Origin of the sequence: Colwellia sp. 20A7, assembly GCF_009832865.1 — a bacterium.
In the GTDB taxonomy this organism is placed as follows: domain Bacteria; phylum Pseudomonadota; class Gammaproteobacteria; order Enterobacterales; family Alteromonadaceae; genus Colwellia.
Genome location: NZ_CP047130.1, coordinates 109,029 through 121,870 on the forward strand (window position 1 = coordinate 109,029; position 12,842 = coordinate 121,870).

The following is a 12,842-nucleotide window of genomic DNA, read 5'->3' on the forward strand; positions in this document are numbered from 1 at the left end:
GCATAATGAAGTTACCTAATTTAGCGATTAAAAACGCACAATTTACCTTGACGATAGTTGTATTACTGGTGCTTGTTGGCATTGTGTCATATTTGAATATGCCACGAAGTGAAGATCCGCAATTCGATATTCCTATTACTTTGATTGAAGTTATTTATCCTGGTGCATCACCAAGGGATATTGAAACTCTAGTGGTTGATCCTCTTGAAGAGGAATTTGCTGATATTGAGAATATAAAGCAAGTTGAATCACAAATAAAAAATGATGGTGCTCGTATTGAAATTAAATTTCAGTATGGCGCGGATCCTGAATTGGCTTTCAATAAAATACAATTGGCGGTTTCTTCTGTTAAACCGTCTTTACCTGAAGGCGTACAAGATTTACTGGTATTAAAGGCAACGCCTACAGCCGTCGCTGTTGTGCAGCTAGCTTTATGGACTGAGCCTGCTGATTACAAGCAAATGGAGTTTTATGCAAAACTTTTAGAGAAACGCTTGGAAACCATCAGTAGTGTGAAAAAAGCCGATATATGGGGATATCCACAGCAAATTGTGGCGGTTGATCTCAATTTAGATCTACTTTTACATCATAAAGTTTCTACCACGCAAGTCATGCAAGTGTTGCAAGGACGGGCAATTAATATTACTCCTGGTTTCGTCGATGCGAATACGCGTCGATTTAATGTGAAAACTAGTGGGAATTTTGAAAAAATTGCTCAATTAGAAGATACCATTATCCTTTCTAATGATGATTTTGTGTTACGCCTTAAAGATATTGCCAAGGTTAGTTTTAATAGCCAAGACCCTAGTTATTTAGCTTACTATGATAATAAACCGGTAATTTTTGTTACGGTTGAACAACGTATGAATACGAATATCTTTTCATTAACACAAGCCATCCAGCAAGAAGTCGCATTATTTAAAGAGACTGTTCCGCCAGAATTGAAAATGGAAGTGCTATTTGAGCAAGCGCAAAGTGTTGAAAGCAGAGTTAATGGCTTTTTTGATAACCTTTGGCAGGGGCTTGTACTCGTTGGTATTTTATCGCTGTTATTTTTGGGGTTGAGAGAAGCATTAGTGGTGATGATCGCTATTCCTCTTTCGTTTGTTATTGCTATTGGCTGGTTAGATTTTGCTGGATTTGGTTTGCAGCAAATGTCGATTGTCGGACTTATTATTGCGTTGGGGCTTTTGGTTGATAATGCCATTGTTGTAACAGAGAGTATCCACCGAGAAAGAAAAAATCATAAATCACTTAGAGACGCTGCGGCTGCAGGCGCAAGTAAAGTGGGTTGGGCGGTTTCAAGTGGAACGGTTACCACCATGCTGGCATTTTTACCTATGCTAATGCTAGCCAGTGATACTGGTGACTTTATTCGCTCTATGCCTGTTACAGTGGTTCTAGTGTTATTAGCTTCATTGTTAATTGCACTCACATTTACACCGCTTTTAGCGAGTAAATTTTTATTACCTCATAACAATGAAGAAGCTAACGTAAATAAAAAAATAAAAACTCTACAACATTATATCAACAATTTTGCTGAAAATTTTTATGTGACTTGGTTGCAAAAACTTTTTCGATTAAAGTTGGTAGTTATTGCTGTTGCCATCGCAAGTTTAATTGCCATGTTGTCACTTTTTTCTGAGGTAGGTTTAAGTTTATTTCCTAAAGCAGAAAAACCGATGATTTTAATCGATGTGGAAACACCGCCTAACTCATCATTAGCTTATACCAATAACGTGATGCAAAAAATGACTCACTTTATTGAAGAACAAGCGCTAGTTGAAAAAGTAGCGCTGAATGTCGGAAGCTCTAATCCGCGTATTTACTATAATGAAATTCCTAAACGTGGTGTAGTTAAATATGGGCAAATACTTGTCGTATTAACTGAATTTGAACCTGATGCAGTTGAAGGGCTTGTCAGCACTTTACGTACTGAGTTTGACCGTTGGCAACAGGCAAAAATCACCATAAAAGAATTTACTCAAGGTCCGGTGACCGATCAACCTATTGCTATTCGTTTGATTTCTGAATCTTTAGCCGACTTAGAGCGTGTCGCCAAAGATTTAGAAAGTAAAATGGCGCAAACCGAAGGAACTATTAATATTGATAATCCAATCGGTGTGGCAAATACAGAGCTCAATTTACAAATTGATTATGATAAAGCTGGTTTATCTAATATAGATATTAATGCGTTAGATAACACCCTTCAGTCTGTTTTAACCGGTACTTATGTTGGTCGTTTTAATGACACTAATGGTGAAAATTACCCTATTTTAGTGCGCAATAAAAATCCTGACATCAATACATTGTCAGATGTTTATGTGACCAGCTTAACGGGACAACAAATACCATTAATGCAAGTGGTTGATACGAAATTACAAAAAGGGCAAACAGATTATTTTCATTATCAAAAACTACGTATGGCGAAAGTATCTGCTGATGCCGCCCCTGGTTATTCAGTTAACGCCCTTACTGCAGAGTTTGTTCAATACATAGAAGAGTATGATTTACCGTTAGGTATGTACTACATCTTAGGAGGGGAAGAAGAGTCTAGACAAGAGTCTTTCGCGGGCTTAACGCAAATTATGTTAATTACTGCTATTGGTATTTTTGCGGTGTTAGTACTGCAATTTAAATCTTTTTTACAGCCATTAATTATCTTTAGTTCTATTCCTTTTGCTATGGCGGGATCTGTTATTGGTTTGTACTTAACCGGACTTTCTTTTTCTATGATGGCATTTATTGGCCTGATTAGTTTATTTGGCATTGTGGTTAATAACGCTATTATTTTAATTGATAGTGCTAATAGAAATTTGGCAGAAGGGTTAAACAAACAGCAAGCAGTGCTAAAAGCGAGCGCTACTCGTTTTACACCAATATTACTAACAACACTAACGACTATCGGCGGGTTAATTCCACTAACTTTGTATGGCGGTGGTTTGTGGCAACCTTTAGGTGTTGTTCTTATTTCAGGGCTCTGTATATCAGCCATTTCAAGTTTTATATTAGTGCCGGTGTTAACAGAGTTATTCACTCGTTCAAACACTCAGCAACATATTGTTCAGGAAATAAAAAACTAACTTATGGAAATGTATACGGTAGGTATCTGGGGTTATAGCTTTGCGAGTATTGCCTATGTTCTGTTTTCTTTGCTCATCATTGGCGCCCATAATAAGTCGAGTATCGCTAAGTGGTTATTGTTTAGCGCATTAATGGCGGCAATAGCTAATATTATTGGCGCATTACAGGTAAGTTTAGGTTTTTCATTGCAATGGGCAATGTTAGCAGATGCCATTAAAATAGCTGCTTTTTCTGTTTTTATACTTAGTTTTAATGTAGAAAAAGGAAATGTTAAAGACGTTTTACATAATGAAACAGTAGGTAAATATCTGCTGTTTTGGTCTGGCCTATCCATTGTCTGTTGGGGGTTAAGTTATACCTTAGATTACTCTTATGAATATTTGTTTTTGCTTTTTGTAATACTAAACTTATTGAGTTTAGTATTACTGGAACAAATTTATCGGGGAGCAAATGATGAGGCAAAAGAATCTGTTACACCGTTAGTTCTTGCTTTAGGAAGTGTTGCAGTATTTGACTTTGTACTTTTTGCTCAAGCAAGTATGGTTGGCGGCATTGAGTTTGATTTTTGGTACATTAGAGGATATCTATCAGCGTTAGCTGTTCCGTTATTATTGATAAGTATTAGACGCTTTAAAGCGGGTACGGTGCGAATATTTGTGTCGCGCAATGTGGTTTTCTATAGCTCAATGTTAATGATTGCTGGCTTATATTTATTAGCAATGGCTGTAGCTGGTTATTTGATTAACTATTTTGGTGGAAAGTGGGGTGAATTAGTTAGTTTTGGCTTCTTTATTCTCGGTAGTATTGTTCTGGCAGTTTTACTCATTACAGAAAGTGTACGTCGTCGGGTCAAAGTCTTTATTTCAAAACATTTTTTTGCTAATAAATATGAATATCGGGAAGAGTGGTTAGAGCTAATTGGCAAAATAGAAACAGCAGGTGCTGAAAATTATTATCAAATGTCGCTACAAATTATGATGTCTAAAGTAGATGCTACCGGTGGGGTCATATTAAAAAGTACGGGTAATAATTGTTTTGTGGTAACACATAGTGATGGTATTGAGTTAGATGAATCGTTCAACAAAGATCTAGAATTACTTGGTAATTTTACTAAACGCCAAGGGTGGATTATTGATATTAATGAATACAATGAAAACCCGCTGTCATATCCAGGGTTATTTATTCAACCTAAAATCTGGAATGCTGTTGGCGTGAACATTTTAGTGCCTATTCTTATAGGTAAAGATTTTTATGGTTTTTTTGTACTATCAAATAGTAATGAAGAAAATAAACTTAATTGGGAAGACCGAGATTTATTGTTTGCTATTGCGAAACAATTAGGCAATTTTATCTCTTTGAATGAAGCGAATGACAAACTGGCTGAAGCTAAACAATTTGATGCATTTAATCAAATGTCGGCTTTTCTAGTGCATGACTTAAAGAACATTCAAGCACAGTTAGCACTAATTACTTCTAATGCTATACAGCATCGAGATAACCCTGAATTTGTTGACGATGTTTTTGAAACAGTAGAGTCGGCAACAGAAAGATTAGCAAAAGTATTAACACAATTAAGGAATAAGCAAGTCGCACAATCAACGAGTAGAAAAGTTGATCTTGGGGATATTATTAAACGTGTTATTGCACAGCGAAATGTAATACAACCACAAGTTACCCTGCAAAATAAAGACAATTGTTTAGCTACTCTCGATGATGAACGTTTCTTTTCGGTGATGAATCACTTAATTCAAAATGCTCAAGAAGCAAGTGATGAAGATGGTAAAGTAGAAGTTATTATTGATAAACAAGATAGTAAAATCAATATAGTAGTGAGTGATAATGGTTGTGGGATGTCTGCAGTTTTCGTTAAAACTCGACTCTTTAAACCTTTCGATACCACTAAAGGAAATGCTGGTATGGGAATTGGTGTGTTTGAGGCAAAACAATTTTTTGAAAGTGTATCGGGTAGCTTAACAGTTCATAGTATAGAGGGACAGGGAACAAAAATGATGATTGTTTTGCCGTTATAAATAAAGCCACAATAAGCTATGGTTTACAATACAGGTATTACTTTTTTGTCAGATGCGCTACGGTAATTGCATCACATGACAATAAAGCACAAATATATGATTTTATTTGTAAAAAATAATTGGGAAAGGAACTAATGGAAAAAGTATTAATTGTTGATGATGATAAAGGAATTCAAAAGCAGCTAAAATGGAGCTTGTCTGATTATAGTCCTATTCTAGCTGGAGATAGAGAGTCTGCTATCGCTGCCGTGAGACGTCATGAGCCTAAAGTTGTTACTTTAGATTTAGGCTTACCGCCAGATGAAACTAATGCAAGCGAAGGATTGAAAGCATTAGAGGAAATACTCGCTATTGCTCCTCATACTAAAGTTATCGTGATTACAGGTAATGAAGACAGAGTTAATGCCTTAAAAGCAATTTCTGCCGGCGCTTATGATTTTTATCAAAAACCCATTGATGCTGATGTTATCAACGTCATAATTTCTCGTGCTTTAACGCTAGCTAATATTGAGAGTGAAAACCGTTCTATGCGGGCGGTCACCGATAGTAATATTGGTATCATCGGTAATAGTGAGGCGATTGATCGCTTATGTACTATGGTTAAACGTATAGCGCCAACCAATATTACCGCATTACTCTTAGGTGAAAGTGGTACTGGTAAAGAAGTTACGGCAAAAGCGGTACATTTGGCTAGTGATCGTGTCGATAAGCCCTTTATCGCCATTAACTGTGCTTCTATTCCTGAAACATTATTAGAAAGTGAATTGTTTGGTTTTGAGAAAGGAGCCTTTACTGGCGCGCATAAAACTACGAAAGGGAAAATAGAGTGTGCTGAAGGTGGTACTCTATTTCTAGATGAAATTGGTGATATGCCCTTTAATTTACAAGCTAAATTATTACGTTTTTTACAGGAAAAAATCATTGAACGATTGGGTGGCAGAGAAGAAATCCCCGTTAATGTTAGGGTGGTTTGTGCTACAAATCAAAACTTAGAAGAGATGGTTGCCAATAAAGAATTTAGAGAAGATTTATTTTATCGTGTTAGTGAAATAACGTTAAACATTCCACCATTACGCGATCGTGATGAAGATGTTTTGATTCTCGCTAAATATTTTCTTCAGCTTTATGCTACCGAGTATAAGAGTAATGCGAGGTCTTTTTCCGAAGATGCTATTGGTGCAATTAGTGCGCACAAATGGCCTGGAAATATTCGTGAATTACAAAATAAAGTTAAATCTGCGGTAGTCATGAGTACTGGTGTACAGGTAACTGCTTTCGATCTAGGTTTCTTCGACCACAGTGATACCAATTACGAACTTTCATTGAATTTACGTACCGTAAGAGAACAAGCAGAGTCCTTGGCTATTCAGAAGGCTTATGCGTTGTCTGAAGGAAATATGTCTAAAACATCAGAGCTATTAGGTGTCACCAGACCAACACTGTATTCATTAATTGAAAAGTATGAACTGAGCATTAATAGTTAAACTACTTAAAATTGCGGGTTTAGAAATATAACTTTGACCCGCAATCATTCTACTATTCAATAATAAACTGGCTATATGTGCGTAGTAGGTGCTAACTATTAATCTTTTTCTACTTGCTCTTGCGCATATTGACGATTCTTTTGTTTAAGTAATTTATCAACATAACGTGCCATCTTTATTTTTTGTTTAATATTAACTTCTAATATCTCTTCGACTTCCCTTAAAACTTCTTTTATATTTTCAACATTTTCACTAGAGTTAACGACGAATTGTTGAGTGGCGGGGGCGCTTTTGGGTTGAGTATTCTCAAGTGTTTTTGAGCTTAATGAACCAGTGAGCTCAACCGACATTTCTTCGGCAACTTCATTGATATTATCAACAGTGAAATGTGAGACCTCTTCTAAAAAGCCAAATAATAACAAACGATCAACAAAAATATTAATTTTACGCGGTACGCCTAATGTTTTTTGGTGAATTAACTCAAAAGAATCATCAGAAAATAAGGCTTCTTTCTTACAGCCTGCTTGCTGTAAACGGTGATTAATATAGCTTTTTACTTCCTCAACACTTAATGGTTTTAAATGCGCAGAAGCAATAATACGTTGCCTAAATTGCTCCATATTAGGTGCTTGAATAATATCTTTAAGTTCTTCCTGACCTAGTAAAAAGCTCTGAATAAGTGGTTTATCATCCAATTGAAAATTTGAAAGCATTCTCAATTCTTCAACGGTTTCAGATGGTAAGTTTTGGGCTTCATCAACTAGTAGTAAAGCTCGTTTTCCCTGTTTGTGAAGCTGAATTAAGAAAGCTTCTATACTTCGTAATATTTCAGCCTTACTACTATTGCTTTTTAGAGGGATTTTAAATTCAGCAGCAACCAATTCAAGTAGTTCGTCTGGTGATAATTTTGTTGTCACAAGTTGTGCAGCTACAATATTTTCATCACCTATAGATGACAGTAAATTTCGAGCAATTGTGGTTTTTCCTGTGCCTATAGGGCCCGTGATTACAATAAATCCTTCACCTTGGTCTAAACCATATTGTAAATAGGATAATGCGCGTTGGTGATGGCTAGTTGCAAAGAAAAAACGAGGGTCAGGGCTTAACTGAAATGGCTTTTCTTTAAAGCCATAGTAACTTTCATACATATTAAAATTCTTTGGTTACGTTGATTATTGCGCGTAGTTCATTGTAGGTATACTGCTCAATAGTTGAGTCTCGATTTACACGTTGAAGTGTAAAATGAGTCGATAATGATGACGCTAAATCTTTAGTATAAGTAGCGGATAATGTTCTGTAGTCATCTTCTTGTCTACTTCCTGCAGGATTATTTTTATCGTAAATATTGTTATCATATTTAGCTAATAGTGTTAGTTCACTTCTGCCACTAATTCTACGATTTATTGTGAATGATGCTGAGAGAGTATCATCTACAACTTCAGATTCAATACTCTCACGTCTAGAGCCTGAGGCACTAAAAGTAAAAGATGTTCTCGCAAGTTGTAATTTTGAATTCCAAGCAAAGCGTTTATTTAAAGAAAATTCGTTACTTTCAACAGGCTCTAAATAAAAAAAGTTTGTTAATTGAAATCCACTATCATTGGGTTGTTCTGTTTGAGCAAAACAGTTAGCAATATTTGCAATGGTAGAACCTGTTGGACACCAAAATGCGCCAAGATCTATTTGTTGAAAATTATTCCGGTCAAAAACCTCTAGGCTTTCATCGTAAGTAATCGTATTGGTTAAACGTTTAGTTCTATGTTGAAAGTTAAGGTTGTATGAGTCGCCAAAAAAACGTTGGCTGTAGCCTGCTGTTAATGACGTTCTTGCTGAAGGATCCCATTGAATTGATGCGGCGACATAATCATCACTAACTTCATCATCAGTAACATAGTTATAAGACAAATCTAACTGTAGGTGTTGTGAAATTAACCAGCGGAAACCAGGACCCCATGATGAGGTTGTTGGTTGGCTTTGATTACCTAAGTTACCTGAAAAATCTTCATCGTAAAAACGAATAAAAGGATTAAAATTTACAGGTGTTATTAGCCCTAATTTTGCATCAACACTATACTGTTTACCGTTTCTAGTTAGTCCTAATGAGTTCTGCTCTCTTTTTGAGTAGCTACTATTTAGCTGCCAAAAAGCAAGGCGTGCATTATTGTTATTATTGGTATTTAAATAAACAGATGTACCATCATATTCACCAATGTTATCTTCAAATCTACTTGTCGAGTATGTGAGTGCTGATTGTACGGAAAAACTGCTATTATTGACGTTATAACGTAGGCCTGATGAATAGTTTTGGGACTGTATGGTATCACCAGAAACTAAGTCAGCAAGACCATTGCTAGCTGAGTTTCTGTTGGTATTATCAATTGATGCAGTAGCAAAAACCTCTGGTCCACTAGACCAAAGGTAAACGCTTCCTTGGGTATCAAGCGTTAAATAATTATCATTAATATTACTGTCATGACTAAAGAACAGGTTGTTATTCTCGCCCGTAAAAGAGAAATTAGCTAAGCGCGACTGGTAATCTGCGTCCATACCAAAAATTGCTTGAGAAACTAAGCTGGAAGTAGGGTCACTTATGGTCAACTCTACATTGTCAGTATAAGTTTCTTCTATACCAAAAGTAGGCACAAACTGCCATTCTCCGGCCATGGTCGAAGTTGCAAAAATAGAGCATGTTAGCAATGTTAAAACATTGGTTAAGCGAATATTGCTAGTTTTTCTTACCGTAGCCATAGCCGTAATAGCCATACTCATCCTTTTTAGATCTTATTGTTTTATTCATTACAAAGCCTACTGCGATATCTTCATTTAATTGAGAAACCGCTTTTTTTACATCATCGACTTTTGTTTTTAACTCTTCAACAACAACTACTGCTTGTCCAACTAAGCTTGATAGTACAGGTGTCTCTGTAACGCCAAGTATAGGCGGACAATCAAATATAACAATACGGTCAGGGTAACGCTGGGCCAATTCTTCAGCTAATGAAGCCATTTTTGCACTGGCTAATAATTCATTGGTTAAATGATGTGGTTTACCCGCAGGAATTAACTTTAAATTATCAATACTGGTATTATAAATAACATCAGATAATGATGAGACTTCGTCAAGTAGATATTCAAGCAAACCCTGCTTACTTTCAAATTCTAACTCTCTGTGTATACTTGGTCTTAATACATCAGCATCAACTAATAAAACAGTTTTGTCTTGCTCAAGTGCAATACTCAAAGCAAGGTTAATTGAAATAAAAGTTTTACCTTCATTAGGGTTAGAGCTACTCACCATAATTAAGTTACTGTGCTTCAATGTTTTTGCTGTCGGTCCAAAAGCATTGTTGATTAACTTGCGTTTAATATGACGGAATTCTTCTTGAATATGGTGTGCGCTGTTAGCACTAAATATAAATCCACGTTCAGTTAGGTGTTCACCATTTAAAACGATTGTTTCTTTTTCTGCTCTCAATGTTTCAGTGGACGTTGTGTCTTTCAAGGAAGCTTGAGTAACTTCACTTTGGACTTTTCCTTGATGTTTTGTCGAATCGTCATTTTGTCTCAAGTTGATATCTTGTGCTTCAATATTATTTTTATTATCTTGAGCTGCTTGTTTTTGTTTGGCCAGTGCCTTTTCTATAGTACTCACGGCTTATAGTATCCTTTTCAATGGGGCTTGAATGGCATCAGGAAATAAAAAATAACTTATAAACATCATCAGAATAACCAGTAGAAATAGGTTTGATATTACAAAAAGGATTGTCTTCTTTCTGTGCCATTTCTGTAGGCCTAAATTTTTATTAGCCGATACTACACCGAAAATAGGAACGCCGGTCGCTTTCGATAGTTGAGCAGTCGAGGTTGCCACTGGTGATAATTGACTAAATAGTAATGACAAGCCTATACCTGCACCAAAGCCGGCAACTGTTACAGCAAGGAATAATAATATTCGTTTAGGTCCTGAAGGTTTATCCGCAGCTCTTGGCGGATCTATCACTTTAAATTGAATTTTATTCGTTGATTCATCGGCTTGCTGAGCCAGTTGAGCTGTTTCTTGTCGATTCAACAATTGCTCATATTTTTCTTTTGTGATTTGATAGCCACGATTAAGTGCAACAAGTTCGGCTTCAATTTCGGGTAATACATGAATCTTTCCTTCAAGCTCATTTACCTTATTTTGATAATCATTGGCTCTAACTTTCAGAGAAGCAACCTGGTTTTCAAATTGATTAACTTGAATTTGTAATTCTTGAATAACTGGATTCTGGCTTGTTATTAATGCGTTATTACTATTGTTACTTGTTTCACTTAAGTATTCTTCAATTTCATCACTACGTTGTTTTTCTAAATGTTCTAAACGTCTTCTAGCTTCAGCGACATCAGGGTGCTTATCAGTATATCTTAACTGTAAAGAATCTAGAGATAACTCTAATTCAGTAATACGGTCATCAAAGTTTGTTTTTATAGAATTAGCTGTTTGTATTTTATTCTGAGCTGAACTAGATTCATTAGGCACTGTACCTAATTGAGCTCTAGCAGATGCTAACTGTGTTTCAGCTTCTTTTAACTCAAGTTCAATGTTGCCTAAATTTTCTTTAGCAAGGTTCAGTCTACTATAATAACCACCATTTTGTTGTGGTAGCATAGTACTGTATTTTTGTTTGAAATCGGTTAAACGGCCTTCTGCGCTAGCCAGTCTACTTTCATATTCTGCAATCTGTTTTGCTAAGAATTTTTGAGCAGAATCAGAATCGGTACGGTTTTGACCAAGGGTGTTTTCGATAAAGACAGTTAATGCAGATTGCACAACATTTTTAGCCATTTCAGGATTTTTATCTTCAAAAGAAATTGTAAATATATTATCTCTTCCTCGGGTTTTTACTATTTCTATATTATCTCTTAAGCGATTTATAATACTTTCATATTGTTGAGGTGTTTCAGCTTGAATGTCTAAATCAGTCATTCGTGAAATACGCTCTAAATTTGGTCGGCTAAGTAATGTTTTAATCATTAAATTTATTTGAATGTCTGGATCTGTTTGTACAGTTAGTCCTTTTAATAGCGGTGCCAATATTGATTGAGTATCCGCAAAAACACGGGCCTCAGATTGATAAACATCAGGCATTACAGATACAACACCCCAACCAATAGGGCAAATCAACCAAGTTGATATAATAATATATCGACGTTTTATCCAGATCCCTTTTAAATAATCGAGTAGATCATCAAATAATTCTTGCATTCTAATTACTAACCTTCATTAATTATATTTTTCCATTGTCAGACAGATGTCCAACCTACATTAAGTTTAATCATTTTTAGAAGGTGATTTATGACCCTCTCGTTAGACTTAAAGGTTACTTTATTAAAACCAAGCTTCAGGAATAATAATGATATCCCCAGGTAACATGTCGATGTTGGCGCTAATATCGCCATCTTTTAATAATCCATCAATCATGATGTCGTATTGTTGCTGCTTACCATTTTCAATTCTCACTAGTACTGCGCCATTACCATTAGCAAACTCTGTTAAGCCACCTACTTGTATCATTACATCTAATAATGTCATGTGTTGAGTATAATTAATCGCTCGCGGTTGTGCCGCTTCACCAATAACACGTATTTGTTCGCTAAATGGGCCAACAAAACTGTTTACGGTAACTGTCACGATAGGATCTCTTAAATAGGTTCCTAATATATCTTCAATTGAGCGGGCTAGTTCAGTAGGTGTTTTACCCGATACTTCAATATCTTCAACCAATGAAGTGGTGATCATACCATCTGGACGTACAATAAATGAGCCTGAAACTTCAGGGTTACGCCAAACAAATATATTAAGCACATCTCCAGCGCCAATAAGATATTTGTAAGAATTTATATCGTCTGTATTAGAAGAGTGAAGTGTCGCTGTGGGTAATTGATTAGTAGAGCAGGCTGAAATGATTTGTGCTAAAAGTAAAACAACGATTACTTTAAGTGACTTGGTAAATTTTTTATCCATGGTATATACCTTCAACATCAAAAATTATTTGTAATTCGATTATTGATTGTATGGTATTTTTTTCACAGATGCCACATTTTAACAACGGTAAATAAAACCTTAACTTTAGCTACATTTTTGATAGAATCATTTCTTTACGTTTGTAGCGTGATTTTTTTGTGTTAATTAGCAAATATATTTTATAGAAATTGAGTATATCTATAAAATATTGGCACTATTATAACAGTTAAAATAAATTCA

8 protein-coding genes are annotated in these 12,842 nt (G+C 35.6%); 3 read left to right on the forward strand and 5 right to left on the reverse strand.

From position 1 onward, the window contains the following. The first annotated feature begins 5 nt into the window (after positions 1–5). The 3 genes from GQS55_RS00480 to prsR all read left to right on the forward strand — a co-directional run bounded on the left by GQS55_RS00480 (position 6) and on the right by prsR (position 6,598). Positions 6–3,083: an efflux RND transporter permease subunit gene (locus tag GQS55_RS00480; RefSeq protein WP_159816917.1), complete on the forward strand. Its 3,078-nt coding sequence runs from the start codon at positions 6–8 to the stop codon at positions 3,081–3,083. A gap of 3 nt (positions 3,084–3,086) precedes the next feature. Further along, positions 3,087–5,114 carry an XrtA/PEP-CTERM system histidine kinase PrsK gene (gene prsK, locus GQS55_RS00485; protein WP_236559709.1) on the forward strand — a complete coding sequence of 676 codons (2,028 nt, stop codon included), beginning with the start codon at positions 3,087–3,089 and terminating at the stop codon, positions 5,112–5,114. Positions 5,115–5,248: 134 nt separating this feature from the next. Next, positions 5,249–6,598, forward strand: coding sequence for a PEP-CTERM-box response regulator transcription factor (gene prsR, locus GQS55_RS00490; protein ID WP_159816919.1), 1,350 nt, complete (start codon positions 5,249–5,251; stop codon positions 6,596–6,598). A 98-nt stretch (positions 6,599–6,696) separates the two neighbouring features. On the opposite strand, the gene GQS55_RS00495 is transcribed toward prsR, so the two are convergent. The 5 genes from GQS55_RS00495 to GQS55_RS00515 form a co-directional block, all read right to left on the reverse strand. Beyond that, positions 6,697–7,746, reverse strand: a complete 1,050-nt coding sequence (locus GQS55_RS00495; protein ID WP_159816921.1) for an XrtA/PEP-CTERM system-associated ATPase — start codon at positions 7,744–7,746, stop codon at positions 6,697–6,699. A gap of 1 nt (position 7,747) precedes the next feature. Next, entirely contained in the window at positions 7,748–9,361 is a 1,614-nt protein-coding gene (locus tag GQS55_RS00500) for a TIGR03016 family PEP-CTERM system-associated outer membrane protein (RefSeq protein WP_159816923.1), read from the reverse strand. After that, positions 9,324–10,250 (reverse strand): XrtA-associated tyrosine autokinase, encoded by a 927-nt coding sequence (locus GQS55_RS00505; RefSeq protein ID WP_159816925.1) that lies wholly within the window; start codon positions 10,248–10,250, stop codon positions 9,324–9,326. The genes GQS55_RS00500 and GQS55_RS00505 overlap by 38 nt, the downstream gene beginning before the upstream one ends. 3 nt (positions 10,251–10,253) lie before the next feature. Next, complete coding sequence (locus GQS55_RS00510) at positions 10,254–11,843, reverse strand: XrtA system polysaccharide chain length determinant (protein ID WP_159816927.1); 1,590 nt, start codon at positions 11,841–11,843, stop codon at positions 10,254–10,256. A 123-nt stretch (positions 11,844–11,966) separates the two neighbouring features. After that, on the reverse strand, positions 11,967–12,602 hold the full coding sequence (locus GQS55_RS00515; protein WP_159816929.1) for an XrtA/PEP-CTERM system exopolysaccharide export protein: 636 nt from the start codon (positions 12,600–12,602) through the stop codon (positions 11,967–11,969). Positions 12,603–12,842 lie beyond the last annotated feature (240 nt).

Coding starts and splice junctions, on each gene's coding strand:
- GQS55_RS00495 (WP_159816921.1), bottom strand. CDS start 7,746: ATGTATGAAAGTTACTATGGCTTTAAAGAAAAGCCATTTCAGTTAAGC.
- GQS55_RS00510 (WP_159816927.1), bottom strand. CDS start 11,843: ATGCAAGAATTATTTGATGATCTACTCGATTATTTAAAAGGGATCTGG.
- GQS55_RS00480 (WP_159816917.1), top strand. CDS start 6: ATGAAGTTACCTAATTTAGCGATTAAAAACGCACAATTTACCTTGACG.
- GQS55_RS00515 (WP_159816929.1), bottom strand. CDS start 12,602: ATGGATAAAAAATTTACCAAGTCACTTAAAGTAATCGTTGTTTTACTT.
- GQS55_RS00500 (WP_159816923.1), bottom strand. CDS start 9,361: ATGGCTATTACGGCTATGGCTACGGTAAGAAAAACTAGCAATATTCGC.
- prsR (WP_159816919.1), top strand. CDS start 5,249: ATGGAAAAAGTATTAATTGTTGATGATGATAAAGGAATTCAAAAGCAG.
- prsK (WP_236559709.1), top strand. CDS start 3,087: ATGGAAATGTATACGGTAGGTATCTGGGGTTATAGCTTTGCGAGTATT.